Raw genomic sequence first — 25670 nt, 5'->3', positions numbered from 1 at the left:
CCTTGCACCGCCGCGGCCTTCGAGCGGCTACTGGCTACCGCTCGACTCGACCCAGTATCCGGGTCGATAGGGGATCGGCAAAAAACGCTCGTGGAGCTCGCGCATCGTCTCGTCCGGATCGAGGTCACGGAAAAGTTCGGGGTGCAGCCAACGGGCGATGCGCTGAAGCGCCGCGAATTGGTAAGGGCTGTTGTAGAACTGGTGCCAGATCGCATGGATGCGCTGCTCGGCCACGGCCTTGCCCTGCGCGAAGGCCGGACGCCTTGCAAGCGCTTCGAGTTTGCCGCGCGCCATGGCCAGATCGGCACCCGGGCCGAGGCCGACCCAGTTCCCGCCCGGTGCGAGCAGGTTCCAGTTGCCGCCCGTCACGATGACGACGTCGGGATCGCGAGCGATGATCGTTTCGGGGTTGATGGTGCCGAAGGTGCCAGGAAGGAGCTCCGAGCCGAGATTGCGGCCTCCGGCCATCTCGACCATCAGGCCGAAATTCTCCCTTCCGAAACTCATGCAGCAGCCATCGGAATATCCTGGAATGCGATCCACCATCACCAGCGGGCGCTGCAGGTCCGGTATCGCTGCGATCGGCCGGGTCACGCGCGCGATCTGCCCGTTGCGGAAAGCGATCAGGCTTTCGGCCTGCTCTTCGCGGCCGAAGAGCTGCCCCAGAAGCCGCAGCGACGGATCCGTATTCCGAAACGGCGCATGCCGAAAATCAATATAGACGACCGCGATGCCGGCTCGGCCGAGCTTTTCGACAAGCCGGGCGTCCCGGCTCGCGCTTTCGGCTTCCTGGTTCAGGATCAGAACGTCGGGCTGGAGGGCGACCGCCTGTTCGATATCGAAGCTCCCCGCAGCCACGCTGCCGACTTTCGGCAGCCGGCCGGCGTCCGGAAAACCTTCGACATAGGCGCGGTAGCTGTCCGGATCTGCCTTCTCCAGGTCTTCTCCCCAACCCGCGATGCGTGTGAATGCGGCGCGCCCCTCCAGCGCCGCGATGGCATGGATCTGGCGGCCCTCGCCCAGCAGGGCCCGCCGGACGGGCAGGCGCAGCGCCACCTGCCGGCCGAGGATGTCGGTCACGGTAAAGGACTGGGACCGCGCTGCGCCGACTAGAGCAAGCGAGGCGCCGAAGGCCATGGTACCGAGCAGTCCCCGGCGCGACAGACCGCGCGGTGCCATTACAGATCCATCGACATGGAGACCAGATAGGTCCGCGGTGCGCCGAGCGTGAACGTGCCGAAGGAGGCCGCGCCGGCCCAGTATTTGGCGTCGGTCGCGTTCACCACATTGGCGCGGAAGGTCGTCTTGCGGCCGGCGATGTCCGTCGCGTAGCGCAGTCCAAGATCGAGGCGCGTCCAGTCCGGCAGCGACTGCGTGTTCGCCGCATCGACGAACTGTTTGCCGGTGTGGATCACCGCGGCGTTGAGGGTCAGGCCCTTGATCCAGGGCAGGTCCCATTCCGCACCGAGATTGAGCTGGACGCGAGGCACGCCGATGGGCGTATGGCCGATATTGGCGGCGGCGGCGGCCCGTGTGAGTTCGCCGTCCAACAGCGTCGCGCCGCCGAGCAGGCGCAGCTGCGGCGTCACCTGGCCGAACGTCGTGAACTCGAGGCCCCTGACCCGCTGCTCCCCGGATTCGGAGAAGCGGCGCGCCGGGCTGAGCTCACCCACGGGGCGCGTGATCTGGAAGGCTGCGAGCGAGCCGCCGAAGCCGTTGACGTCGAGCTTCACGCCCGCCTCGATCTGCTTGGCGACATAGGGCGCAAGGATCTCTCCCGCATTCGTGGCTGTCGCCGGCGCAATGTCGCCGCGGCTCAGCCCCTCGACATAATTGCCGTAGAAGGAGACATGCTCCCACGGCTTCACCACGAGGCCGGCGAAAGGCGTCGTCGCGCTCTTGTCGTAGGCAGAGGCGAAGGTGCCGACATTGGAGAGGTAGTTGTGCGCCTTGATGGTCTGCCGTCGCAGACCGACCGTCAGCAGGATGCGATCGTCCAGCGCCGACAGCACATCCGCCGCCGAAAGCCCCGTCAGCGTGCTGTCGGACAGGCGCGGGCGGGACCCGATGCGCAGGGGCGCGATCGCTGGAACGCCGACCGGATTGTAGAGATTCGAGACATATGATCCGCGCGCCGCGGCGAACTCACGGGACGTCTCCTCGACATAGCGGGACAGCTGCAACGTCACGGCGTGGCGGATGAAGCCGGTCTCGAACTTGGCTCGGATGCCGCCCTCATAGGTCTGGCGATCGACCCCCAGCCCGTAGAATTGCGGGGCGGTGCTGGTCGTGCCGAAGGCGCTGGTGACCGTCGGGGCCGAGGCAAAGTAACGCTCGACGCCGGTGTGCGAGCCACCCGCGCTGCCGAAGACGGTGACCCGATCGGTCAGGTCATATTCCATGCGCAGCAGGCCGCCGCGATCGTCGACATCCGAATACTCCCAGGGCTGGGTGACGTTGCGCCGTCCGTCCGGCGCCTTGGGGACGGGCACTCCCGCGGCCATGAAGAAAGGGCGGGACGGAGCATTGAAGCGGTCGGTCTGGACGACGCCGTAAGCCCAGGCGCGGAAGCGCTCGCCCTGATAGTCGAGCGCGAGCGCGCCAACGCCCGCCTGCTCCTTCTGATGGTCGACGGCCGTCCTGCCGTCGTTCAGGCTGGTGACGAATCGCACGCCCCATTCCCGGTTGGCGCCGAAGCGTCGGGCGAGATCGAGCTGCCCGCCGAACCGGGCATTCGAGCCATAGTTCACCGTATAGCGCGTCAGATCCCCACCCGCCCGCTTGGGAACGACGTTGACGACGCCGCCGATGCCGCCATTGGGCGCGACGCCGGTCATGGCGGCCGAGGGACCCTTCAGCACTTCGATCCGCTCGGCATAGTCCGAGAACACGCGGAAACTGGGGGCGACGCCGTAGACGCCGTCGAAGGCGAACTCGCCGCTTGTGCCCTCGTTGAAGGGAAAGCCGCGGATATAGAGCGAGTCGAAGGGCGCGTTCGTCCCCTGCGTCGCGCGCACGGACGGGTCGAGTGCGAGCGCCTCGGAGGCCGTCCGCGCCTGCCGGTCGCGGACGAACTGCTCGGTATAGCTGGTGACGCTGAAGGGGGCCTTCCCGGTGTCGGTGTCGCCGAGCACGCCGAGGCGCGCGCCGGTCGCCACCTGGCCGCCGGCATAGGCCGGCGCGACGCCCTTGCCGCCGGCGCCTTCCACCACGATCTCGTCGAGCTGGACCTGGCTGGTGGCCTGCTGCGCCGCCGCCGGTCCGCAGGCCAGCGAGAAGCCGGCCAGGATCGCCGCTGCGGCACAGGCCGTTGCTTCCGGCCGGCGAACTCGGTCGTGGGGGACCGATGCAACCAAGGGCGAATTCGACGTCATACGAACCCCATGCTTCCAATTTAACCGACGATGGCGAGGTCCTTGGTTGTTTTTTGATATTTCTGTCAACGATCTCGGAATAATCAGATCAGAAACGGGGGCTTATGTTGCCTGAATACATCGCTACATTGGAATTAGTCGAATTAGTATATCAAGTTTGTACGGATAAATACTTTATATCACTTGATATGTTTCGAGATTCTGGAGCGTCAAGCGGCCCCCGTCATCTGCAGAAAACGCTCGGATCTGCTCTCGGAGCCATTCGGACCGCAGTTGTATGGCTCGCCTGAGCACCGGTTCACCCGACCGGAGCGAAAGTTCGGCGAAACTATCGCTTTTCGCCGATGTGATCTGCCCTGATGATCGCATCATGAGACATGGACGGCCGACCACTATAGGGATTCTTGCCGATGATTTCTCCAGCACCGCGGATGGTGCCGCTCCCTTCGTCATGCGCGGCATGCCGGCCGCGATCGGCCGCTTGCGCCGGCCGAAACTGGACTATCCGGTGATCGCAGCCGATAGCCGCGCCCGCTCGCTGTCGGCGCCCGAGGCTGCCGAGCGAGCAGCGATCGCCGGCGGGTGGCCGCTGCTCCTGGCTATGAAAGCAGGTGGGTTTGGCGACGACGAGACCTTGCGTCGCGCCGCCGCCCGGCTGCGCCGAGAGTTGCCATAAGGACTTCGAGAAACCGCATGACCAAACCCGCGCCTCTCGCGATCACCATGGGCGATGCCTCAGGGATCGGCCCCGAAATCGTCGCCAAGACCTTGGCGAAGGGCGACGAACACGCCGTCATTTATGGCAGCGTCGTGGTGATGGAGGACATCGTCCGCCGGCTCGGTCTTGGGCTCGAGGTCAGGCAGATCGACGGCCCCGGTGCCGGTGAGCCGAAGGCCGGCTGCATCGAGGTGGTCGAGGTTACGCGGATCACTGAACCGCCGCCCTTGGGCGCAATCAGCGCGATCTCCGGTCAGGCCGCCTTCGATGCGATCGTGGCTGCGATTGCCGCTGCCAAATCGGGGGCGGTCGCCGGCATCGTGACGGCGCCGATCCACAAGGAGGCGATGTCGCGGGCCGGGATCAAATACCCCGGCCACACCGAGATCCTGGCAGACCATGGCGGGGCGGAGCGCGTGGCGATGATGCTCGCCAACGATGACATCCGCACCGTACTGGTCACGATCCACACATCCTTGAGGACCGCGATCGACCAGGCCGATTTCGCCGCTCAGATGTCGGCAATCCGGCTCGCTCACGAGGGCGGCCTCGCGCTCGGCATTCCGTCGCCGCGGGTCGCCGTCGCCGGGCTCAATCCGCATGCCGGCGAGGGCGGACTTTTCGGCGACGAGGAAATCCGCATCATCGCGCCGGCGATCGCGGCTGCCCGCGCCGAGGGGATTGATGCCAGCGGGCCCTGGCCCGGCGACACAGTCTTCATGCAGGCCCGCAATGGCCGCTTCGACGTCGTCGTGGCGCAATACCATGACCAGGGCCTGATCCCGGTGAAGTATCTCGGCCTGGAAAAGGGCGTGAACATCACGCTGGGCCTGCCATTCGTCCGCACCAGCCCCGACCACGGCACCGCCTTCGACATCGCCGGGCGCGGCATCGCCGACCCAGCCTCTCTCGAAACCGCCTTGGCCTATGCGCGGCGCCTCGTCGCCGCGCGGGCAATCAGCCATCCTTGAAAGGCCGCGCCATGGGACTTCGCTTCATCTTCATGCTGACGCGCAACGACCGCACGGTCGAGGACGCCGCGCAGCAACTGCAGACGGCACTCGGTCTCGGCGTCCGCCATATCGGCTTCAAGGATATCGGCTTGCCGATCGCGCAACTCAAGGCGCTGAACGCGGCGATCAAGGCCGGCGGGGCGACATCCTATCTCGAGGTCGTCTCATTGGACCGCGAGAGCGAGATCGCCTCGGCCAGGGCGGCGCTCGAGATCGGCGTCGACGTCCTGCTCGGCGGCACACGGGCCGATGACGTCCTGCCGGTCGTCGCCGGCGCCCCGGTCCAGTATTGCCCCTTCCCCGGACGGATCGCCGGGCATCCGAGCGTCCTTGAAGGCAGCATCGACGAGATCGCCGAAAGCGCGACGGCGCTTGCCGCCCGTGCCGGCGTGCATGGGCTCGATCTTCTGGCCTATCGCTCCAAGGAAGATGCGCCGGCCCTGATGAAGGCCGTCTGCTCAGCCGTCTCGAAGCCGGTCTACATCGCGGGCTCGATCGACACGCCCGAGCGCATCGCCATCGTCAAGGAGTGCGGGGCCGCCGGCTTCACCATCGGCACCGCCGCGCTCGACGGCAAATATCCGGCCGACAGCATGAGCGTGCCGGATCAGCTCTCCGCCATCATTCGCGATGTGGCGCGGCTGAACAACCACCTCTCGCCCTTCAGCAAAAGCAACCTATCCGCCTCGTTCTCGGGCTTGCCGGCGTCCGGCTCTGCGGTGATCTCGGGCGAGATCAACGGCATGCAGATCAGGCTCGCCCGGTTCGCCGGCCAGTCGGCATGGAATTTCGAGCTCCACGACGACAAGCTCGTCTTCGTTCACAAGGGGACATTGCTGATGACATTCCGCGACCGTGAGGAGACGATCGAGGAGGGCGAGTTCATCGTCGTTCCTCACGGGGTCGAGCATCGGACCGTCGGTATCGGGGGGATGTGCGAGGCGGTCGTAATCGGGGCGGGCGTGGGCGCGTAAAAAAGCCCTAAGCCGAGGATCAACGCTTCCCCGCCAATGAGACGCGGCCGAGCGCAGGGACCCTATGCGCATCAGCGTCACCGCTCGCCGCTCGACCGTCCCGCGCGGCTGCCCCTTGACTGATTGCAGGCGCCCACTCGTCGGGAAGTCATTTGCCGCGCTGAGGGCGGCGAGGGCCTTCGAGAAGGCAGATCCGACGCCGATAGCCCCTCGGTTCCGCGCTCTAAACTCGCCATTAACTCCGGTCGGTAATTTGTCGAAGCAGTAGTGGCTTCGCGCGGGCTGTAATCGCCGCAGCCCAAAGGTGGCAACCATGCGGCTGATCGTCGGCACAATCATCGTCTTCGTCTGCGTCTTCGGCAGTTACGCAGCCATGGGCGGCCATCTCGAGGTGCTTTGGCAGCCTTTCGAGTTCGTCATCATCCTCGGTGCGGCGATCGGCGCCTTCATCATCGGCAACCCCGGGCCGGTCCTCAAGGCCGTGCCCTCGATGTTCGGCACGATCTTCAAAGGCCCCAAATATAAGCGGGAATGCTATGTCGAGCTGCTCGGGATGCAATATTCGCTCTACAAGCTCGTGAAGCAGAAAGGCATGCTCGCCGTCGAGGAGCATATTGAAAATCCGCACAACTCCTCGCTGTTCAACGCCTTCCCGACTTTCGCCGCCAACCATCACGCGGTCGAGTTCGTCTGCGACTACATGCGCATGCTGACGATGGGCGCCAACAACGTCCACGAGATCGACGCCCTCATGGACGAGGAGCTGGAGACGCACCACCAGGAGCAGGAGCGCGTCGTTGCGGCCATGCAATCGCTCGCCGACGGAACGCCGGCCCTCGGCATCGTCGCCGCCGTGCTGGGCGTGATCAAGACGATGGGTGCGATCAAGGAGCCGCCGGAGGTGCTGGGCCACCTGATCGGCGGCGCGCTCGTCGGCACCTTCTTCGGCGTCTTCGTCGCTTATGGGTTCTTCGCGCCTATGGCCGCGTCGCTCAAGGCCACCTTCGAGGCCGAAGCCAAATACTACCTGTCGCTCAAGGCTGGACTGCTCGCCCATATCGCCGGCCAGCCGCCGGTCATGGCGGTGGAGTTCGCCCGCAAGGCGCTGATGACCGACGTTCGCCCGACCTTCGCCGAAGTCGAAGCGGCAACCGCCAACTCGCCCGCCTAGATCTGACCTAAAGCCGAGCAGGAATCGATGGCCGAGCCGAACCAGACGATCATCATCAAGAAGATCAAGAAGGCCGCCCATGGCCATCATGGCGGGGCCTGGAAGATCGCCTATGCGGACTTCGTGACCGCCATGATGGCGTTCTTTCTGCTGATGTGGCTGATCAGCATGACGACGCAGGAGCAGAAAGTCGGCCTGGCGGAATATTTCGCGCCGTCGGCTCTGAGCCCCAGCACCAGTGGCGCTGGCGGGATCCTGTGGGGAACCGCCCTTGACAGTTCGGGCAACAAATCCTCGGCGCCGCGCGACACCGCCAAGCGTGTTGCCGGCCAGGAGGAAGCGCGCCGGTCAAGCCCGGGCCGCAGCGACCGTGAGGTCAGCCGCCCGGCTGCCGACGAGCAGGCCAACCACAGCGCCATCGCCAGCATCCGGCAGGCCCTCCAGAAGATGCCGGAAATCGCCGAGATGTCGCGCAACATCGTGATCGAGCAGACCAAGGAGGGGGTGAACGTGTCCCTCGTGGACGACTCCGGCCGCTCCATGTTCCCGGAGGGCTCGGTCCGCCCCTACGACCGCACCCGCGCTGTCCTGGAGGCGCTCGCGCCCACGCTGCGCCAGCTTCCCAACCGCCTGTCCGTCACCGGCCACACGGCCGCGCCACGCCCGGGCTCGGCAGCGGCCGCCGAGCCCTGGAGCCTCACCACCGGACGCGCGCTCGCCGTTCGCGAAGTCCTGTCGGGCGCCGGGTTTCCCAATGACCGCTTCGCATCCGTGACGGGCCGCGCGGACACCGAGCCGGCCTTCCCGGACAACCCCTACATCGCGCCGAACCGACGGGTGACGATCACGCTGCTCAATGCGGAGCCGCCGCTGCCCCCGAACCTCTTTCGCTGACGCCGGCACGCCTGGCTTGCCGCTGAGCCCGTTCGAGAGCGGGCCGGGCGGCCGACACAATGCCGCTGGCCGAACACCGCGCCGTGTCATTGCGTCGAAGACGTCAATGTGCTGCGCGAAGGCGTGCCCGTCCTGCAGGACGTGACGGATGGCGGCGGCACCTCCGCTGCTTCGGTAATTTCGATTAGTCTAGAAATACAGATTGACTCCCTGCTTTATGCAGAGCACGCTGCCGGCATGATCTTGGACCAGGCAGCCAGCCGCCTCGAAGCCCTCGGCAATCCAACACGGCTCCGCATCTACCGGAGCCTCGTCCGCGCGGGTTCCCAAGGCTCCCCTGTGGGCAGGTTGAAAGCCAGCCTGGGCATCCCTTCTTCAACCCTGTCGCACCACCTGAAGACGCTCCTGGCGGTCGAACTGGTGACGCAGGAGCGACAGGCGACAACGCTGGTGTGCCGTGCCAACTACGAGGTCATGCATGAGTTGGTGGGCTTCCTCGTCGAGGAATGCTGCGCTGATGCCAGTTGCGGCAGCGCAGCCGGCAATGACGCTGCCGCGTAGAATCGGGCCTTTTATTTCTGTATCTCTGGAAGGATCGAGATGATGGAGAACAAGGTGAACTCGGTGGCCATCATCGGCGCCGGCCCGGTGGGCCTCGCGGCAGCGGCGCACGCTTTGGAACGCGGCCTCCGACCGATCATTCTGGAGGCCGGTCCCGAGGTCGGACATGCGGTCGCGCAGTGGTCCCATGTCCAGCTGTTCTCGCCATGGAGCTTCAACGTCGACAAGGCGGCTGGGCGTCTCCTCGCCGCGGCGGGTTGGAAGGCACCTGAGCCCGGCGCCTACCCGACAGGCGGCGAGCTTCGGGACTTGTACCTGAAGCCACTCGCAGCCCTGACGCCCCTGCGAGACCACCTTCGGACGGGTGCCAAGGTCATCGGCATCAGTCGCCTCGGCTTCGACAAGGTGAAGACCAAAGGGCGGGACGGGGCGCCCTTCGAAGTTCGATATCAGGCCGACGGCGGAACCATGACGCTGACGGCAGATGCGGTCATCGACACCAGCGGGACATGGTCGTCGCCAAACCCTGCGGGCGGAAACGGCCTTCGCGCGATCGGCGAAGACGCCGTCGCCCATCGCGTTCAGTATGGAATGCCTGACGTCATCGGCCGTGACAGGGCGCGATACGAGCAGCGGACGGTCGCGGTCCTCGGTGCAGGGCATTCCGCCATCGGGACCTTGCTCTCCCTCTCACAGCTCGCCCAGCAGGCACCCGGAACCCGTCTTGTCTGGCTGGTGCGGGGCACAGACCCGTCGAAGTCCTTCGGAGGCGGCGCCAACGACGCCCTGTCGTCCCGGGGCGAACTCGGGCAAGCCTTCGCGAAGATCGTGAGCGACGGCGGGGTTCAGGTCGAAACGGGGTTCAGCGTCACCCACCTTGGCGAGACCGGGGGCAAGCTCCGGATCGGCGCCGGGTCCGGCTGTTGCGGAAGGCATGTACTCGTCGACGAGTTGGTGGTCAGCACGGGCTTCCGGCCCGACCTCGGTCTCCTCTCGGAGCTGAGGACATCGCTGGACCCGGCCCTTGAGTGCCCCCCGGCTTTGGCCCCGCTGATCGACCCCAATGAGCACAGCTGCGGTACCGTGCGTCCTCATGGAGCGGCAGAGTTATGCCAGCCCGAACAGGGGCTCTACATCGCCGGCATGAAATCCTATGGCCGCGCACCGACATTCCTCATGATGACCGGCTACGAGCAAGTCAGGTCGATTATCGCGGAGCTGGCCGGCGACCACGAAGCGGCACGGCGTGTCGAACTTGTCCTGCCCGAGACGGGTGTGTGCAACGTCTCGCGCCCGTCTCAGGGTGCAGGCTGCTGCGGCGGTCCGGCCGCTGCGACGCCTGAGGCCTGCTGCGCCGACGATGCCAAGGCCAAGGCAGCTGGCGCGACAGGTTGCGGCTGCTCTGCGGAGGCCGCGCAGCGCTGATGCCGAGCCTGTCTCTGCCCTTCCAAACATCTTTACGCGGCCGAGGACTGGCACTGATTGCTGGCCTTGGCATCACCCAGGTCATTGGCTACGGAGCGCTCTACTACGCCTTCGCAGTGCTCGCGCCCAAGATGACCGACAGCTTCGGCTGGGCACCGGAATGGACCTATGGCGGCTTTGCCGTTGGGCTCCTGGCAGGAGGGCTGGCGGCTCCCATCGCCGGGCGGCTGATCGACCAGCACGGCACGCGTTTGATGATGACGGTTGGCTCGGCGCTCGCGGGGGTCGCCCTTATTGGCCTCGCCGAGGCGCGGGGACCATTCGGCTACTTCGCAGCGATGATCGCACTCGAGATCGTCTCGACGTTGGTCCTCTATGACGCGGCCTTCACTGCCTTGACACAGGCGCGAGGGACTTCGGCCCGGCGCTCCATCAGCCAGCTTACGCTGATCGGCGGCTTCGCCTCGACGCTGTTCTGGCCACTGACCACCGCGCTCCTGAACGTGCTCGACTGGCGCGACATCTACCGGCTCTATGCGCTTCTCCAGTTCGTCGTGTGCATTCCGTTGCATCTGATGCTGTTGCCGGCACGCGCGCCCCAGACGGTCACCGGAGAGCCGCCGGCCGAAGCTGCGCGGGAGCTGCCGGGCTCATACCTCGACGGGAACGAAAGGCGCGTCGCGTTTTCCATGCTGGCCCTCGCGTTCTCGCTTCAGGGCTTCGTGGTGTCCTCCCTGTCGGTCCATATGCTATCGCTCTTGCAGGGGCTCGGGTTGAGCGCAGCGCTGGCGGTCATTATCGGCGCGATGGTCGGTCCCTCCCAAGTCGCAGGCCGGCTGGTGGAGATGTTGTTTGGCACCTCGCTCGATCCGGTCACGACCGCGTGGACCTCGGCTGCCTTGATGCCGTTCGGGCTGGCTCTGCTGACCTTCGGTAGCACGAGCGCTACACTCGCCGGCCTCTTTGCCATCGCCTACGGCATCAGCATGGGCCTCAGCTCGATAGTGCGTGGCACCGTGCCGCTACGCCTCTTTGGCCCGGCCGGTTATGGAGCTATGCTCGGCAAACTCTCGGCTCCCGGCTTGGTCGTCAAGGCCGCCGCGCCGCTCCTCTTCGCCGTGATGATTGAGCGAGCCGGGCTCCTGCCCAGCACCCTCCTGCTGGTGGTGTTGTCAACGCTCTCGGCGGTCGCATTGTTCGTTTTGGCCGCCAAGGTGAAACGCGTGCAGCCTTGACTTCGAACTATCCTGGAGGGCGGCCCTGACGGCCTCCGGCGGACGCCCTGACGCGGGTGCTGGGAACCCTCCAGCCGGTCTCCCTCGTTGCCCTGCTGGCGACCCTCGTGCTCCTCTTCGGGTTTCAGGGGAGCAAATCCTGGCGCAGCCGGTGGTCATCGGCCTCCTCGCGGTCCCCATCATCATTCAGGTCTACCTCAACGCGGGGCTGGCTTACCGGCTGAGTCGGAAGTTCGGCGTGGCTTGGTGCGTCGCGGCCCCTGCCGCACTGATCGGCGCCAGCCACTTCTTCGAGTTGTCCGTGGCCGCCGCGATCAGCCTCTTCGGACTGAACTCGGGGGCGGCGCTGGCGACGGTCGTCGGTGTGCTCGTCGAGGTGCCGGTCATGCCGTCGGTGGTGCGGATCGTCAAGGCGTCCCGCGGTTGGTATGAGGGAAATGGCGCCTCGATGCCCGTCAAAGGCGGCAAGCTTCGCTGAAGCGATGTCGTCGCGCATGAGGTGGACGCGATTGGCCTCGGCGGCGGGCTAGCTTCTCCGCTCTCGGCCCGAGCCCCGCCGACCGCAACGTCTTCGCAGCAGCAGGGCGTTACGCTGGCCGGCCATGGTCGCGATCATCGGCGCGGCCGGACGAGCGAAGGCCCGGACCGGGGTCGCTGGGCGAGGTCTTGCCTACCAGCGCAGCAGGCGCGGCAGGATGAGGGTCGCGATGGTGGTCGAGATCCCGATCGCCAAGGTGTACCAGGTGGCCATGAACGGCATGGTATCGTCCGGGCAGTGCAGTGCGTAGGCGAGGATGGCGATTCCGGCCGACGCCAGACCTGCGGAGAGCCCGGTCAGGCGGCGATCGACAGGAGCCCCGCGGCGAGCAAGCAGGGCGAAGATGCCGAGCGGGCAAAGCGCCAGCAGCGGCACGATGACGAGGCAGCCGCGCCAGTTGCGGCCGAAGGTCAGGGCGCTCCATTGCTCGACGGGAGCCTGCAGAAGGGCGAGGATGGCCGAAAGCACCACCAGCGCGACCGGCAGTGCGACCAGGACCAGCAGCGGACGGGCCGGCAGGCCGGGCCGCAGGCTGCGCTGGAAGAGGACAAGGGCGATGGCCGCCACGCTTCCGCCAAAGGCAAACTTGGCCAGGACCGGCAGCGTCGTCAGCGCTGTCGCCAGATCCCGCCGCGTGCCCAGCAGCGAAACGACGAGGACCAGCGTCGCCGCCAGCGCCGCTGCGGCGCCCAGCCAGGCGGTGCGCCGCAGCCAGCCCGTGTCGACCGGCCGGCCCGTCGCACTCAGCAGGGAGATCAGATGCTCGGTTTGCATGTCCTGTCGTCCAAGGAGCTCGTGGAGGAATTCGCCGCGAGCCGGCAAAAGGTTACAAGAGGGCCGGCGCCCGGTTTCAGTCGCTGCGGCGGGTGCGGGTGAGAAACCGCGCCATCGCCTTGAGGCCACGATGGATAGCGACCTTCGCCGCCGTCTCGCTCATGCCCGTTTCGCGAGCCGCCTCGGCCACGCTGCCGCCTTGCAGCTTGACCCGGTCGATCAACCTGCGGGTTCGCTCCGGCAGTCCCTCCATCGCCCGCACAAGATCCATCCGCGCGTCGGAGGCCTGGCTCTCCGGGGCGGCGAGTGCGAAGGCCTCGTCATCCAGCGGGAGATGGCCGGAATGCCGGCCGGTGCGGCGCAGGTGATCGACGAGCTTGTAGCGGGCGATGGCGTGCGCCCAGGCCGTGACAGGGCTCGACGGCTCATAGGTGTGACGCGCGAGATGCAGCGCAAGCAGAACCTCCTGCAGCACATCCTCGGCCTCGCTCGGCTCGCTGCGACCGGCCCGCTTCAGCATGTGGCGCAGATAGCCACGCAGGCGCGCTCCGATCACGTCCAGGAACAGCCGATAAGCGGCATTGTCGCCTGCGAGCGCGGCGAGAAAGGCGGGCCTGATCTGGGTTTCGAGGTCTTCGAGCGACAAGGCGGATGAACGGTCCCGGGGAGGCTGATCGCGCCTTACTCCGTGACATGCCGCAGGCAGCCTCACAAGCGCGTGACCGCTGGATGAGTCCGGCCGCGCCGCCCGATAGCGTCGCCCGCGAGCGCTGCGAACCGGCGTGGAGGCAGCGAGATGGGTCGTCGATGGATTCTGGTTCTGGCGGCCCTTCTGGCTCTGGTCGGGCCTGGCTTTGCGCAAGCACCGGATCCGTCCTGCGAGGATGACGGCTGCCTTGTCGAGAGCGGCCGCTACCGGATCCTGCTCCCCGCCAATATTCCAGCGAGCGCCCGGATCGGTGCGATCCTGTTCTTCCACGGCTATGGCGGCTCAGCGCAAGAGGTGGTCTCGGATGCCGCCCTCGCATCGTCGCGCGACGCCTGGGCGCCGCGCTGGTGGCGCCGGACGGCATCGGGCGATCCTGGTCTTTCCCCGGCTCGCCAGCCAGCAGCCGCGACGAATTCGCCTTCGTCGCGCAGGTGCTGGCCGATGTGACGGCACGGTTCCCCATCGACCCGCAACGGATCGTGGCGAGCGGCTTCTCGCAGGGCGGCTCGATGGTCTGGTATCTCGCCTGCCGGATGCCGCAGCGCTTTGCCGCCTTCGCGCCGATCGCCGGCGCCTTCTGGCAGCCCCTGCCGGAATCCTGCGCTTTGCCGCGCCCGCCCTTCATTCATGTCCACGGCCTCGCCGACCGGACGATCCCGCTCGCGGGGCGGTCGCTTCGACAGGGCGTGCGGCAAGGCGACCTGTTCAAGAGCCTTGCCGTGCTGGCGCCGGATGGCTGCACCGCTGCGTGGGAGAACGAGATCCGTCGCGCTGACCCGCCGGGAGGGCTGGCCTGCCGCTGCGCGCGTGGCTGCAGCAGCCCGGCGCTGCTCGAACTCTGCATCCACGCCGGCGGGCATGCCGCCGAGGCAGGCTGGGTCGAGCGGGCTTGGCGCATCGCGATGCAGCCTGGCCCGGCGATCGCCAGACCGGCCCACGAGACGCGGGCCATCACGTCTCCGTGAACCGGTAACCGCAGCGGGGCTGCCAACGATCTTTCCGGCATGGCCGCGGAGGCGGCAGGCTGGGGATGACGATGCGCTGCCAAACGACGAATGCCGCCGGACCGACGGCGCCGGATGCAGACCGGCGCATGCGCGGGGCCGATCTTGTCGCGGCCACGCTTGCGAAGGCCGGTGCGACCCATGCCTTCGGCATTCCCGGCGGCGAGGTTCTGGCCCTGGTCGACGCGCTCGGGCGCGCCGGCATCGCCTTCCGGCTGGCACGCCACGAGAATGCGGCCGGCTTCATGGCGGAAGGTCTCTGGCACGTCACGGGCGCGCTGCCCGTGCTGGTCGCGACGCTCGGCCCCGGCGTCGCCAACGCCGTCAACGTCGTCGCGAACGCCCGGCAGGACCGGGTGCCGCTGATCTTCGTGACCGGCTGCGTCGATGCGGCGCTCGCGGAGAGCTACACCCATCAGGTCTTCGACCATGCCGCCGTGCTGCGCCCCCTGGTGAAGGCGAGCTTTCGTGCCGCACCGGGCACGGAGGCGCTGGTCGTCGCCAAGGCGGTGGCGGTCGCCCGGCGCGGGCGACCGGGGCCGGTGCATATCGACCTGCCCATCTCTGTGGCGGAAGCCACGGTCCAGCCGCGCCCGCAGCCGGCCATGCCGCCGATGCTTGCGAGCGTGCCCGCCGATCTGTCCGCTGCTGCCCGGATGCTGGCCGCCGCGCGCCGGCCGCTGGTGCTCGCGGGGCTCGATCTCGTCGGCAGCAGCGGCGCCGCCGCGCTCGATCGCTTCCTGGCCGCTACCGGCGCGCCGCTGCTCACGACCTATAAGGCCAAGGGCCTTGTTCCGGAGGGCGATCTGCGCGTCGTCGGCGGGGTCGGGTTGTCGCCGAAAGCAGACGCGATCGTGCGCCCGCTGATCGAGGAGGCGGACCTGATCGTGCTCGCGGGCTACGACCCCATCGAGATGCGGCAGGGCTGGCGTGATCCCTGGCCGGCCGACAAGCCGGTCATCGACATCGTCGCCGAGGCGACGGCCCATGGGATGCACGCTGCCAGCCTCGTGCTCGAGGGCGACGTCGGGACGATTCTCGCGCGCCTCGGCGAGGGTCACGCACCCGTCGCCACCTGGGCGGAAGGCGAGCCGGCGTCCGTCCGCGAGCGCTTGCGCGCCGCCTTCGCGGCCCCTGGCGCCTGGGGCCCGCATGCCGTGTTCGAGACGCTGCGAGCCGCGGCGCCGGCGGGCACCGTCGCCGCCGCCGATTCCGGCGCGCACCGCATCCTGCTCAGCCAGATCTGGCACTGCGACGGCCCTGGTCGACTGCTGCAGTCGACGGGGCTGTGCACGATGGGCTGCGCCCTGCCGCTGGCGACGGGCGCTGCGCTCGGCTCGGGGCGGCCGACCTTGTGCTTCGTCGGCGATGCCGGGCTCGAAATGGTGCTCGGCGAACTTTCGACGCTGCGCGACCTCGCCCTGCCGGTCGTGATCGTCGTGCTGGTCGACGAGGCCCTCGGCCTGATTGCGCTGAAGCAGAAGCAGATGGGGCTCGCCCGGGCGGGCGTCGATTTCGGCGCGAGCGATTTTGCGGCGGTCGCCCGCGCCATGGGAGGCCACGGCGCCACGGTTATCGACCGCGCCGAGCTCGCGCAGGAGGCGCGGGCGGCCTTCGCGCGCAAGGGCTTCAGCCTGATCGCCTGCCCGATCGACGCCGCAGCTTACGAGGGCGCGTTCTGATGAACTCCTCCCTGCCCTCCGCCAAGCGGACCCGCGACGCACGGCTCGACCTGTTCCGCGGACTGGCGATGCTGATCATCTTCATCGCGCATGTGCCCTCCAACAGCTGGAACGACTGGATCCCGGCGCGCTTTGGCTTCTCGTCCGGCGCGGAGCTGTTCGTCTTCTGCTCGGGCTTCGCGAGCGCGCTCGCCTTCGGCGGCGTGTTCGTCAAGCGCGGCTGGTGGCTGGGCACGGCGCGCATCCTGTATCGCCTCTGGCAGATCTACTGGGCGCAGATCGGCCTCGTCCTCGCCCTGGTCGCCCTCGCGGCGGCGCTGGATCGCGGGCTCGGCCGGAGCGATCTCGGCGCCCAGTTCGGCCCTTTGCTGAGCGATCCGGCCCGGGCGCTGCTGGGCCTCGCGACCTTGAGCTGGCAGCCCGATTATCTCGACATCCTGCCGATGTATCTCGTCATTCTGGCGCTGGTACCGGCGGTCATGGCGCTGCGGGGCCTGCATCCTGCGCTGCCCTTCGCCCTGAGTGTCACGCTCTATGCGCTCGCCTGGACCGAGGGGCTCAACCTCACCGGCAACCCCTGGACGGGCGCCGGCTGGTTCCTGAACCCGTTTGCCTGGCAGGCGATCTTCTTCCTGGGCTTCTTCGTCGCGATGGGCTGGCTGCCGCTGCCGGGGCTGCGCCGGGCCAGGCTGGTCTGGTCCAGCGCCCTGTGCGTGATCCTCTCGGTGCCGCTGTCCTTCTGGGGCATCCTCGACCGCTGGCCGGAGGCGCAGGCGTTGCGGGACCTGCTGCTGTCGGGCGAGACCGAGAAGACGATCCTGCACCCGCTGCGGATCCTGCACTTCCTCGCCCTCGCCTATCTGGTGCTGAGCCTGATCGAGCCGTGGCGCACCCGGCTCGATCGGGGCATCGGCCACGTTTTCATCGTCATCGGGCGGCAGTCGCTCGCCTGTTTCCTCGCCAGCCTCGTGTTTGCGCGACTGGCCGCGGTCCTTGCCGATATGGCGGGCCGGGACGCGTTCGTCGTGGCTCTGGTCAACCTCGCCGGCCTCGTGGCGATCTTCGCGACGGCGAAGGTTGTCGGCTGGTTCAAAAGCGCGCCCTGGGCGAAGCCGCCACGCCCGCCCGAGAGCGCGGCGCCCACGACGCAAGCGACGGATACCCTGTCGGGGGTTCGGCTCACGGCTGCGTGAAGCAAGTTGAACGACGGTTGATCGCGCCGCTGCGAATTCACCGATGGGACGCCCTCCAGGGTGTCGGCAAGGAGCCCATCACCATGTTCGAAGACCTCTCCGGTGACCGCATCAGTGTCGCCAACGAAGCCGCTCGGCTCGGCTGGAACGACACGCTCGAGGCGCTGATGGCCCATGCGGCGGCGACGCCGGAGCATCTCGGGCGGACGCTCGCCGCCGACCCCGATTTCGCCCTCGCCCATGCGGCGAAGGGATTGATGCTGCTGACCCTCGCGCGGGCCGAGCTGACAGGACCCGCACGGCATTGCCTTGACCACGCCCGGATGGCGATGGCCCAGCGCGAGATCACGCCGCGCGAACTCCGCGTAGTCGAAGCGCTCGAACTCTGGCTCGGCGACAAGCCCCGGCTGGCGGCCCTCAAGCTCGAAAGCATCCTCGAGACCCATCCGCGCGACGTGCTGGCGCTGAAGCTCTCGCACGCCATCCGCTTCATGCTGGGCGACCAGGCGGAGATGCTGGCGAAGCTCGAAGCCGTCGCCCCGCATTTCGACGATCGGCATCCCCTCGCCGGCTATGTCTCGGGCTGCCACGCCTTCGCGCTGGAGGAGCGGGGCTTCTATGCCGAGGCGGAACGCAAGGGGCGCCGCGCCGTCGAGCTCGCGCCGCGGGATGCCTGGGGGCGCCATGCGGTGGCGCATGTGCTGGAGATGACGGGGCGCGTCGATGACGGCATCGCCTGGCTCGACGATGGACGCCATTGGGCCCACGCCAACAATTTCCGCTTCCACATGGTCTGGCATCTGGCCCTGTTCCGCCTGGAACGCGGCGAGACGCGCGAGGTCCTGCGCCTCTACGACGACGGCATCCGGGCCGAGCGAACCGACGACTATCGCGACATCGCCAATGGCGCGGCGCTGCTGGCGCGGCTGAGCTATGCCGGCGTCGATGTCGGGACGCGGTGGGACGAGCTCGCCGACCTCGCCGGCAAGCGCGTCACCGATGGACGGCTCGTCTTCGCCGATCTGCACTATGCCGTCGCGCTGCTGGGCGCTGGCCGAGCCGACATGGCCGGAGCGATCGCCGACCATCTCGCCCAGGACGGCCTCGTGCATCGCAGCGTCGAGCGCCGCGAGGCCAGCCGCAGCGGCGCACTCGCCGCCTATGGGCTGGTGGCGTTCCAGGCGGGCGACTACCAGGAAGCCGCGAGGCTTCTCGGCGCCGCCCGCAGCGGCCTCATCTCGATCGGCGGCAGCCATGCCCAACGCGACCTGTTCGAGCAGGCCTATATCGAAAGCCTCGTCCGGTCAGGCGCGCATGACCGCGCGGCCCATATCCTGACGGAGAGGCTGGCACGGCGCGGCGGCGACAATCTCTTCGCCAGCCGGCGGCTTGCACGGCTGCGCGCCGGGCAGACCGGCCGGGTCGCCGCGCTTGGCGTCGCCGCGACCCCGCTCGCCCTCGCCCACTGACGTTTCGAGACCGCCCCGGGCGGGAGCCCGGGCGCTGCCGCCTGCCACGACCTGCACCAGAGGAGAAACCAGCCATGACAATGCAGACCGACACCATGACGCGAGCCTTTGCGCTGCCTTCCGCCCGCACGGTCGTGAACCTCGCGATCGGCGGCTTCGCCGGACTCGGCTTCTGGGAGCTGTTCGCCGCCGTTCCCACTGCCTGGTTCGCCGAATATCCGCTCGAGCCGCCGGAGCTGGTGAAGTCGCTCTTCGCCCATCAGTTCGGCCTGTCGCTGTCGACGCCGGTCGCGAAGCTGCTGCACTTCACCACCGGCTTCCTGTTCTATCCGCTGGGCTACTGGCTGCTGACGCGCTGGGTGAAGAGCTTCGGCATGCCGGCCGATGGCTGGATCTGGGGCGTGATCACCTATTTCATCGCGCTGGGCTTCTTTGCCCCGCTGGCGGGCCAGCACTTCCTGCTCAACGACGTCCCGCGCCTGTCCTTCATGAGCCTCGTCGGCCATGCCATCTATGGCTGGCTCGCTGCCTATGTCTTCGAGGCGTTCGAGGCGAAGGAGATGAGGCGGTGAGCGCCCTCTTGCCCCTGAACCGCCGCGGCCTGCTGCTGGGCGCGGCGGCCGCCGGCTTCGCAGGACAGGCGCGCGCCATGGGCGGGCCCCTGCCCAAGACCATCCCCGTCAACACGTTGGGCTCGACCCAAGGCGTCGCCATTCGCGGCTTCGATCCCGTCGCCTATGTCCGCGAGGGTGTGCCCCGACGGGGGCTTCCCGAACACAGCATCGTCCGCGACGAGGCCCTCTGGTGCTTTGCGAGCGCCGAGAACAAGGCGCTCTTCGCGGCCGATCCGTTGCGCTATCTGCCGGCTTTCGGCGGCTTCTGCGCCTATGGCACCTCCCGGGGCTATCTGGTCAAGACCGAGCCCGAGGCCTGGAGCGTCGTGTCCGGTCGGCTCTATCTGAACTACGATCTCGGCACGCGGGCGACCTGGCTCCGTGACACGGCGACCTATATCGCCCGGGCAGAGCGGCTCTGGCCGACGCTGGGCCAGCGCGACATCCGCTGACCGCCGTGCTGCCGGACGGCCAGTCGCAGGCACGATGTCCGCCGGCCAACCTCGCAGCCGGTCTGGACGGCGGCGAAGGGCTCAGGCGGCGGGATAGTTCGACGGGAACAGCGCACGGCGCGCCTCCTCGTCGATCGTGGTCTTGAAGCTGTGGCCGGTACCCACCGCTTTGGCCCGTGCCACGGCGGGACGCCGCTCGACGGCGGCGAACCAGCGTTCGAGATGGGGAAAGCCCGCCAGAGGCCGTTCCGGCGTCGCCAGCACCCGCGCCGCGCGGCCGAGCCAGCCCCAGGCCGACATGTCAGCGACGGTGAAGGTCTCGCCGACGATGAACTCCCGGCCCGCCAGATGATCGTCGAGCACCTTGTAGTGGCGTTCGATCTCGCGGCGATAGCGGTTGATCGCATAAGGCAGAGGCTCCGGCGCCGCATGCTGGAAATGCACCGCCTGGCCGGAGAAGGGCCCCAGGCCCGAGGCAATGAACAGCAGCCAGGAGAGCAACTCCGGACGGTCTTCGGGCTCGCCGAGGAAAAGGCCGGTCTTCTCGGCAAGATAGAGCAGGATCGCGGTCGAATCGAAGACGCGGGCCTCCCTGCCGCCCGGCCCCTCGGTATCCACGATCGCCGGAACCTTGCCGTTGGGATTGATCGCCCGGAAAGCCGGCGCGTGCTGCTCGCCCTTGCTCGTATCGACCGGGATCACCTCATAGGGCAGGCCGCTCTCCTCGAGGAACAGCGAGACCTTCGCCGGGTTCGGCGTCGGGTGAAAATAGAAGCGGATCATGCGGCACCTCGTTGTGCGGTGGAGGATGAGCGGGACGCCAGCAACACGCCGGCGACGATCACGGCTGTGGCAAGGGCGTCCGACCAGGTCGGAGTCTCGCCGAGCACGGGATAGGCCAGAACGGCGGCCATGGCCGGCACCAGCGCAATGACGGCGCTCGCCGCCGCCGGTCCGAGCGCCGCGATGGCCCGGTTGAATGCCACGATGGACACGCCGCCCATCAGCACGCCCTGGTAGACCACCTGGATTGCGATCTCGCCCGGCGCGGCGAGAGACAGCCGGCTGAGCCCGAAAAGAAGGTAGATCGGCAGGAGCAGCGCAGCCGACCAGAAGCAGATCAGGGCCGCCGACTGCAGCGGCGTCAGGGTGCTGCGCCGAAACAGCAGCGTGTAGATCGCCCACAGCGCCGCCGCGGCGACCAACGCCATGAGGCCGGCTGGGTCCAGCGCGGCACCGTTCGGACCGGCGACGATGAGCCAGCACAGCCCCGCGAGAATTGCGGCATAACCGCCCCAGCGGATCATCCCCTGGCGCTGCCGGAGCAGGACGGCGCCCAGAATGCCGGCCCAGACCGGCATCAAGGTTGGGGCGATCGCAGCAGCCCTGGCAGCCGATGTGCGCTGAAGTCCGAAGGCGATCAGCAGCACGAAAGGCGCGCCCCAGAGCAACATGAACAGCAGGCCCTCGCGCCAGGCCCTGCCCGGCAACCGGTTGCGTCCTGCCAGCAGGACCGGAGACAGCAGGACCGCACCGATGCCGAAACGCAGCATCGCCACGTCCCATGCGGAGAGGTCCCGCGTCACGCTGAACCGCGTCACCACGAACCAGCCCGAGAAGATCAGGACGGACAGGCTGGCCCAGGCCAATCCCGATAGCCGTCGCATCCGCCGGCCGCGGATGCCCGGATCGAGGAGCCCTGCATCCGCAGTCACGATCTCGGCGGTCACGATCTCGGCGGTCTTGCGCGCTGCCATGGTGGTCGGCCTTCGGGCTCGCGCAAGCTCCCCCACTCCGGCGGGACCAACTCGCTTGCCTCCTGATGAGATTCTAGATCATATGTTCTAAAATGAACTGTGTCACCTGCTTCATCGGCGGCCTCGCTTCTTCCGGTGCCAGGCCGAGGCGCCTCTCGCGACGGGCGCTGCGCAGCTGGGTGCCCGCTCCCACGCGGAGAGCCGTCGCGATAGGATTGCGGCAGAGCGAGATCGTGCCGGTCGCTGACCGGGCAGGTTGAGGATGCGATGGCCAGACCGAGGGAATTCGACGAGGAGGCCGTGCTCGACGCGGCGATCGGCTGCTTCTGGTCCCGCGGCTATGAATCGACCTCGGTCCGCGACCTCGCGACGCAGATGGGCATCACCGGGGCCAGCCTCTACAATGCCTTCGGCGACAAGCGCTCCCTCTACGAAACGTCGCTGCGGGCTTATGTCGAGCGGCGTTTGATCGACCGTATCCGTCGCTGCGAGACACTGCCGCCCCGTCAGGCAATCGCGCAGTTCCTTGGCGAGGTCGTCCAGCATTCGGTGACCGACGCCGACTGCAAGGGCTGCATGCTGATCAATGCCGCAGTCGCGGGCATTCCCGAGGATCCCGCCTTGCGCGCCCTCGTGACCGCCGCGCTCGGCGAGATCGAGAGCTTCTTCAGACGCATGGCCGAGCACGGGCAGCGGGACGGGTCGATCGCCATGCGAAGCACGGCGGACGATATCGCGCGCCATCTGCTCGGTGTCCTGATCGGGGTGCGGGTGCTGGCAAGATCGCGACCCGAGCCCGCCCTGCTGAACGGCATCGTGCAAACCGCCCTGACCGCGCTCGAAGACCCGGCCAGGCGCAGGGAATGACCCGGGCGGCGGGGCCGCCGCGTCGCCCCACTGCAGCAATCAGCCGGCGCCAGCGCGACCGGGAGATGCTGGACGAAAGCTGAGGGCCGGCTTCGGGCTACGCGCTCACGCGGAGATGATCGCGGAACCGGTCGCGGGTCTTCGCGTCTGCCAGCGCGACGCTCCCGCCTTTTCGTCAGGATAGCCGCGCCAGGCGCGCTTTCACCTCCGACAGCTCCCGCTCCAGCGCCACGATCCGCTCATCGCGAAGGGCGAGCGCCTGGGCGACATCCTGCGCCTCGAACCGTTGCGGGATATGCTGGGGGCAGTTGAAATCGAAGGTCTCGACGTCGAAGACCAGCGCGCGCTCGGGGCGGGCCCGTCTGCTGCGCCGCGCCGGACTATCTCGCGGCCCGCGGGCGTCCGGACCATCCGCAGGCGCTGCAGGGCCACGACTGCATCGGCTTCGAAGGCGCGTTTTCCGGCCGGGAATGGCCTTTCCTGATCGCGGGCGAGCGGCGCAGCGTCAGCGTCGCGCCGCGGCTCATCGTCAACACCGCCGAAGCGGCCGTCGACGCCGCCATGGCCGGCTCGGGCATCACCCGGGTGCTGTCCTATCAGGCGGCGGAGGCGGTTCGGCTGGGCCGCCTCGAAACGGTGCTGGAGCCCTTCGCGCTGCCAGCCTGGCCGGTCCAGCTGGTGCATGCCATGCGCGGGCTCGCGCCCCAGAAGCTCAAGCTCTTCATGGATTTCGCAGCTCCGCGCTTGCGCGCGAGGCTGATGGCTCACCGCTGATACGGGCTGCCGCAACCTTCCGCCATCCGCACTTGCCGTTCGGCGGGGCCTGCAACCGGCCCTCCACCGCGTGCCGCATGGATGTGCCTGCCGCGATCTCCCGCTTTCAGCGGCAGATGGCGAGCTTGACCGGGTCGGCCTCCGCAGGCAGATAACTGCCGAGCGCACGGCACGTATCCCTGATGCAGATCTGCCAATCCGCCGTGGCCCCGGACCGCCGCATGACCACCTCGCGGAGCGCCGGCAGATCGGGATGCCATCGCCAGAACCCGTCGATCAACTTGGCGCCATCCGGCGGATCCATGCCGGCACCCGACCCCTCGATCCGTGCTTCCGTGAGCGCAAGGCCATCCGGAGTCTCGCGCCAGGTCTCCTGCCAGAGCGTCTTCTGCACGGAATGACGCCAGCTCAAGGTAATCTCGGGGCTCCCGAACGAGACGGCTATCGCGCCGGCGAGCAGACAAATGCTCATACGGCCGCTGGCGCCGCGCTGCGCGCGCGCCAGAGATGCTGGCCGATGACGACTGCCGCGATGGCGAAGCCGATCTCGTCCGTAATCGGCAAGGCGAGCACCAGCGACAACACCCCCAACGTCGCCAGGGCGCGTTCCCACATCGCCATCTCGCGCCGCATGAAGCCGATCGTGGCGGAGCCCCACAGCACGATCGCCAGCAACGCCTTGAAGATGATGTAGGCAGCGGCCAGCGCATAAGCCCCACCCGAAAGGCCCTCCTGAGGCTGCAGCATCAGGGCCGGGTCGTAGACCGCCATATAGGGGATGACGAAGCCCGGCATCGCGATCTTGAGCGCCTGGAAGCCGATCTTGAACCCCGATTCCTTGGCGATCGGCGCCGCCGCGAAGGCGGCCAGCGCGACCGGGGGCGTCAGGTCCGCCATGATGCCGAAATAGAAGACGAACATGTGGCTGACGATGAGCGGAACGCCGAGCTTGAGCAGGATCGGCGCCGCCAGGGACGAGGTGATGATGTAGTTCGGGATCGTCGGGATGCCCATGCCGAGGACCAGGCTGACGATCATGGCCAGGACCAGCGCGAGGAACAGCGAATCCTGGCCGACCGCGACAACCGCATTTCCGAAGACGGTACCGATCCCGGTCAGCGTCATCGTCCCGATGACGATGCCCACGACGGCACAGGCGATGCCGACGGGGATCGCCTGCCGCGCACCATCCGCCAGCGCCTCACGGCAGGCCGCGACGGTTTCCGCGCCACCCTTCGTCCGCAGGTTCGCAAGGATCAGCACCACGACCAGCGCGACGATGACGAGGATGCCGTACCAGAAGAACAGGCCGCAGAGCAGGCCGAGGCCGACCCAGAAGAGGACGCGAACCGCCAGCGCCCCGACTCCCAGCATCAGCGACCCGCCGAGGATGAGCACCACCGTCAGCGCCAGGCCGACCGAGCCGGAGAACAGCGGCGTGTATCCGGCGAAGAGCAGGTAGACCAGCACCGCCAGCGGCAGGATGAGGTACCACTTCTCGGCGAGGGCCTTGCCTGCGCTGGGCAGGGCCGAGCGCGGCATGCCGACCAGGCCGCGCTTGCCGGCCTCCAGATGCACGGCCAGGAAAGCCGAGGCGTAATAGAGGATCGCGGGCACGATCGCGGCCTGCACGACGGCCGCGTAAGGAACGTCGATCGTCTCGGCCATGATGAAGGCGACGGCACCCATGACCGGCGGCATGATCTGCCCGCCCATCGAGGCCGTCGCCTCGACGCCACCCGCGAAAGCCGCGCGGTAGCCGAAACGCTTCATCAGCGGAATGGTGAACTGCCCGGTCGAGACCACGTTCGCGACGCCCGATCCCGAGATCGTGCCCATCAGCGCCGAAGAGAAGACCGCCACCTTGGCCGGCCCGCCGCGAGCCCCGCCGAAGAGGCCCATCGCGACGTCGGTGAAGAGCTGGATCATGCCGGCGCGCTCCAGGAACGAGCCGAACAGGATGAACAGGAAGATAAAGGTGGCCGAGACGCCCGTCGGCGTGGCGTAGACGCCTTCCGTCCCGAACGACATGTGCTCGATGACCTGTTCGAGCGAGTAGCCGCGATGGTTCAGCGGCGACGGCAGATACTGGCCGAGCAGGCAATAGGCCAGGAACAGCCCGGCGACGATCGGCAAGGCCGGCCCCATGAAGCGCCAGCAGATGACGAAGAGCACCACGATGACCGCGACGCCGGTGACGAGGTCTGCTTCAGTCAGCTCGCCTGCCCGCGCGATCAGGTCCTGGTAGAAGTACCATTGATAGAGCCCGATAGCGAAGCCGGCGATCGCCAAGGCCCAGGCGAACCCGGCGCTGGCGCGGGAATGGCTCTTGTGCTGGGCGAGCAGGCCGCCGGCGACGAGGCACAGCATGCCGACGTGAAGCGCGCGGAGCACCTGGTTGGGGATCGAGCCTTCGAAGAAGGCGAGAAGTTCGACGACGGAGGCGATGGGAATCCAGGCCAGCGCCATCTC

General features: G+C 67.8%; 24 protein-coding genes and 1 pseudogene. 17 read left to right on the top strand and 8 right to left on the bottom strand.

The features are described from left to right. Positions 1-27: 27 nt before the first annotated feature. A complete protein-coding gene (locus BW981_RS14905; protein WP_076440530.1) occupies positions 28-1179 on the bottom strand; it encodes an ABC transporter substrate-binding protein in 1152 nt (383 codons plus the stop codon). After that, positions 1179-3356 (bottom strand): TonB-dependent receptor, encoded by a 2178-nt coding sequence (locus tag BW981_RS14900; protein WP_244560339.1) that lies wholly within the window; start codon positions 3354-3356, stop codon positions 1179-1181. Before BW981_RS14900 ends, BW981_RS14905 begins: the two co-directional genes overlap by 1 nt. A 295-nt stretch (positions 3357-3651) precedes the next feature. On the opposite strand from BW981_RS14900, the gene BW981_RS22620 reads away from it, so the two are divergent. The 9 genes and pseudogenes from BW981_RS22620 to BW981_RS14855 all read left to right on the top strand — a co-directional run. Continuing rightward, a complete protein-coding gene (locus tag BW981_RS22620; RefSeq protein ID WP_139333774.1) occupies positions 3652-4050 on the top strand; it encodes a four-carbon acid sugar kinase family protein in 399 nt (132 codons plus the stop codon). Positions 4051-4067: 17 nt separating this feature from the next. Then, the gene (gene pdxA / locus BW981_RS14890) at positions 4068-5063 is read left to right on the top strand and encodes a 4-hydroxythreonine-4-phosphate dehydrogenase PdxA (RefSeq protein ID WP_076440526.1); all 996 of its coding nucleotides are present in this window, start codon (positions 4068-4070) and stop codon (positions 5061-5063) included. A gap of 11 nt (positions 5064-5074) precedes the next feature. After that, a complete protein-coding gene (locus tag BW981_RS23670; RefSeq protein ID WP_076440524.1) occupies positions 5075-6079 on the top strand; it encodes a cupin domain-containing protein in 1005 nt (334 codons plus the stop codon). Between the two features lie 313 nt (positions 6080-6392). Beyond that, complete coding sequence (gene motA / locus BW981_RS14880; RefSeq protein ID WP_076440522.1) at positions 6393-7250, top strand: flagellar motor stator protein MotA; 858 nt, start codon at positions 6393-6395, stop codon at positions 7248-7250. A 27-nt stretch (positions 7251-7277) separates the two neighbouring features. After that, positions 7278-8144, top strand: a complete 867-nt coding sequence (locus BW981_RS14875; protein WP_076440520.1) for a flagellar motor protein MotB — start codon at positions 7278-7280, stop codon at positions 8142-8144. Positions 8145-8381: 237 nt separating this feature from the next. Next, positions 8382-8705, top strand: a complete 324-nt coding sequence (locus BW981_RS14870) for an ArsR/SmtB family transcription factor (protein ID WP_076440584.1) — start codon at positions 8382-8384, stop codon at positions 8703-8705. A gap of 42 nt (positions 8706-8747) precedes the next feature. Beyond that, on the top strand, positions 8748-10130 hold the full coding sequence (locus tag BW981_RS14865) for an NAD(P)-binding domain-containing protein (protein ID WP_076440582.1): 1383 nt from the start codon (positions 8748-8750) through the stop codon (positions 10128-10130). After that, on the top strand, positions 10130-11365 hold the full coding sequence (locus BW981_RS14860) for an MFS transporter (RefSeq protein ID WP_076440580.1): 1236 nt from the start codon (positions 10130-10132) through the stop codon (positions 11363-11365). Before BW981_RS14865 ends, BW981_RS14860 begins: the two co-directional genes overlap by 1 nt. Before the next feature lie 68 nt (positions 11366-11433). After that, positions 11434-11843: pseudogene (locus tag BW981_RS14855) on the top strand (arsenical-resistance protein); the annotation flags it as partial. A gap of 192 nt (positions 11844-12035) precedes the next feature. On the opposite strand, the gene BW981_RS14850 reads toward BW981_RS14855, so the two are convergent. Together BW981_RS14850 and BW981_RS14845 are read right to left on the bottom strand one after the other, a co-directional pair. Continuing rightward, on the bottom strand, positions 12036-12677 hold the full coding sequence (locus tag BW981_RS14850; RefSeq protein ID WP_076440518.1) for an NrsF family protein: 642 nt from the start codon (positions 12675-12677) through the stop codon (positions 12036-12038). Between the two features lie 76 nt (positions 12678-12753). Next, complete coding sequence (locus BW981_RS14845; RefSeq protein ID WP_076440516.1) at positions 12754-13323, bottom strand: sigma-70 family RNA polymerase sigma factor; 570 nt, start codon at positions 13321-13323, stop codon at positions 12754-12756. Positions 13324-13568: 245 nt separating this feature from the next. On the opposite strand from BW981_RS14845, the gene BW981_RS14840 reads away from it, so the two are divergent. From BW981_RS14840 to BW981_RS14815, 6 genes are all read left to right on the top strand, one after another. Continuing rightward, complete coding sequence (locus BW981_RS14840; protein ID WP_083712381.1) at positions 13569-14351, top strand: CE1 family esterase; 783 nt, start codon at positions 13569-13571, stop codon at positions 14349-14351. Positions 14352-14479: 128 nt separating this feature from the next. Further along, on the top strand, positions 14480-16072 hold the full coding sequence (locus tag BW981_RS14835; protein ID WP_076440578.1) for a thiamine pyrophosphate-binding protein: 1593 nt from the start codon (positions 14480-14482) through the stop codon (positions 16070-16072). Next, entirely contained in the window at positions 16072-17265 is a 1194-nt protein-coding gene (locus tag BW981_RS14830) for an OpgC family protein (protein WP_076440513.1), read from the top strand. Before BW981_RS14835 ends, BW981_RS14830 begins: the two co-directional genes overlap by 1 nt. Positions 17266-17348: 83 nt before the next feature. After that, positions 17349-18734 (top strand): tetratricopeptide repeat protein, encoded by a 1386-nt coding sequence (locus BW981_RS14825; RefSeq protein WP_076440576.1) that lies wholly within the window; start codon positions 17349-17351, stop codon positions 18732-18734. A gap of 74 nt (positions 18735-18808) precedes the next feature. After that, positions 18809-19306 (top strand): hypothetical protein, encoded by a 498-nt coding sequence (locus tag BW981_RS14820; protein WP_139333772.1) that lies wholly within the window; start codon positions 18809-18811, stop codon positions 19304-19306. Then, positions 19303-19800, top strand: coding sequence for a YHS domain-containing (seleno)protein (locus BW981_RS14815; RefSeq protein WP_083712380.1), 498 nt, complete (start codon positions 19303-19305; stop codon positions 19798-19800). Before BW981_RS14820 ends, BW981_RS14815 begins: the two co-directional genes overlap by 4 nt. A gap of 81 nt (positions 19801-19881) precedes the next feature. On the opposite strand, the gene BW981_RS14810 is transcribed toward BW981_RS14815, so the two are convergent. Continuing rightward, on the bottom strand, positions 19882-20583 hold the full coding sequence (locus BW981_RS14810) for a glutathione S-transferase family protein (protein ID WP_076440509.1): 702 nt from the start codon (positions 20581-20583) through the stop codon (positions 19882-19884). Beyond that, positions 20580-21557, bottom strand: coding sequence for a DMT family transporter (locus BW981_RS14805; protein WP_083712379.1), 978 nt, complete (start codon positions 21555-21557; stop codon positions 20580-20582). Before BW981_RS14805 ends, BW981_RS14810 begins: the two co-directional genes overlap by 4 nt. Before the next feature lie 267 nt (positions 21558-21824). Here BW981_RS14805 and BW981_RS14800 point away from each other — a divergent pair, with 267 nt between their 5' ends. Next, on the top strand, positions 21825-22424 hold the full coding sequence (locus BW981_RS14800) for a TetR/AcrR family transcriptional regulator (RefSeq protein ID WP_076440507.1): 600 nt from the start codon (positions 21825-21827) through the stop codon (positions 22422-22424). A gap of 420 nt (positions 22425-22844) precedes the next feature. Further along, positions 22845-23198 (top strand): LysR substrate-binding domain-containing protein, encoded by a 354-nt coding sequence (locus tag BW981_RS23105; RefSeq protein ID WP_244560341.1) that lies wholly within the window; start codon positions 22845-22847, stop codon positions 23196-23198. A 106-nt stretch (positions 23199-23304) separates the two neighbouring features. Here the strand turns inward: BW981_RS23105 and BW981_RS14785 are convergent, their stop codons facing one another. Continuing rightward, on the bottom strand, positions 23305-23670 hold the full coding sequence (locus BW981_RS14785) for a DUF1850 domain-containing protein (protein WP_076440501.1): 366 nt from the start codon (positions 23668-23670) through the stop codon (positions 23305-23307). Beyond that, complete coding sequence (locus BW981_RS14780; RefSeq protein ID WP_244560340.1) at positions 23667-25667, bottom strand: TRAP transporter permease; 2001 nt, start codon at positions 25665-25667, stop codon at positions 23667-23669. The genes BW981_RS14785 and BW981_RS14780 overlap by 4 nt, the downstream gene beginning before the upstream one ends. Positions 25668-25670 lie beyond the last annotated feature (3 nt).

This window comes from Allobosea sp. TND4EK4 (assembly GCF_900156025.1).
Taxonomy (GTDB): domain Bacteria; phylum Pseudomonadota; class Alphaproteobacteria; order Rhizobiales; family Beijerinckiaceae; genus Allobosea.
Note: the sequence above shows the minus strand (reverse complement) of the source record. Positions and strands in the feature narration are given on the sequence as shown.

Excerpts from the sequence above, each read along its gene's own strand:
- BW981_RS14905 (WP_076440530.1), bottom strand. The coding sequence starts at position 1,179 with ATGGCACCGCGCGGTCTGTCGCGCCGGGGACTGCTCGGTACCATGGCC.
- BW981_RS22620 (WP_139333774.1), top strand. The coding sequence starts at position 3,652 with ATGGCTCGCCTGAGCACCGGTTCACCCGACCGGAGCGAAAGTTCGGCG.
- pdxA (WP_076440526.1), top strand. The coding sequence starts at position 4,068 with ATGACCAAACCCGCGCCTCTCGCGATCACCATGGGCGATGCCTCAGGG.
- BW981_RS23670 (WP_076440524.1), top strand. The coding sequence starts at position 5,075 with ATGGGACTTCGCTTCATCTTCATGCTGACGCGCAACGACCGCACGGTC.
- motA (WP_076440522.1), top strand. The coding sequence starts at position 6,393 with ATGCGGCTGATCGTCGGCACAATCATCGTCTTCGTCTGCGTCTTCGGC.
- BW981_RS14875 (WP_076440520.1), top strand. The coding sequence starts at position 7,278 with ATGGCCGAGCCGAACCAGACGATCATCATCAAGAAGATCAAGAAGGCC.
- BW981_RS14870 (WP_076440584.1), top strand. The coding sequence starts at position 8,382 with ATGATCTTGGACCAGGCAGCCAGCCGCCTCGAAGCCCTCGGCAATCCA.
- BW981_RS14865 (WP_076440582.1), top strand. The coding sequence starts at position 8,748 with ATGGAGAACAAGGTGAACTCGGTGGCCATCATCGGCGCCGGCCCGGTG.
- BW981_RS14860 (WP_076440580.1), top strand. The coding sequence starts at position 10,130 with ATGCCGAGCCTGTCTCTGCCCTTCCAAACATCTTTACGCGGCCGAGGA.
- BW981_RS14850 (WP_076440518.1), bottom strand. The coding sequence starts at position 12,677 with ATGCAAACCGAGCATCTGATCTCCCTGCTGAGTGCGACGGGCCGGCCG.
- BW981_RS14835 (WP_076440578.1), top strand. The coding sequence starts at position 14,480 with ATGCGCGGGGCCGATCTTGTCGCGGCCACGCTTGCGAAGGCCGGTGCG.
- BW981_RS14830 (WP_076440513.1), top strand. The coding sequence starts at position 16,072 with ATGAACTCCTCCCTGCCCTCCGCCAAGCGGACCCGCGACGCACGGCTC.
- BW981_RS14825 (WP_076440576.1), top strand. The coding sequence starts at position 17,349 with ATGTTCGAAGACCTCTCCGGTGACCGCATCAGTGTCGCCAACGAAGCC.
- BW981_RS14820 (WP_139333772.1), top strand. The coding sequence starts at position 18,809 with ATGACAATGCAGACCGACACCATGACGCGAGCCTTTGCGCTGCCTTCC.
- BW981_RS14810 (WP_076440509.1), bottom strand. The coding sequence starts at position 20,583 with ATGATCCGCTTCTATTTTCACCCGACGCCGAACCCGGCGAAGGTCTCG.
- BW981_RS14805 (WP_083712379.1), bottom strand. The coding sequence starts at position 21,557 with ATGGCAGCGCGCAAGACCGCCGAGATCGTGACCGCCGAGATCGTGACT.
- BW981_RS14800 (WP_076440507.1), top strand. The coding sequence starts at position 21,825 with ATGGCCAGACCGAGGGAATTCGACGAGGAGGCCGTGCTCGACGCGGCG.
- BW981_RS14785 (WP_076440501.1), bottom strand. The coding sequence starts at position 23,670 with ATGAGCATTTGTCTGCTCGCCGGCGCGATAGCCGTCTCGTTCGGGAGC.
- BW981_RS14780 (WP_244560340.1), bottom strand. The coding sequence starts at position 25,667 with ATGGCGCTGGCCTGGATTCCCATCGCCTCCGTCGTCGAACTTCTCGCC.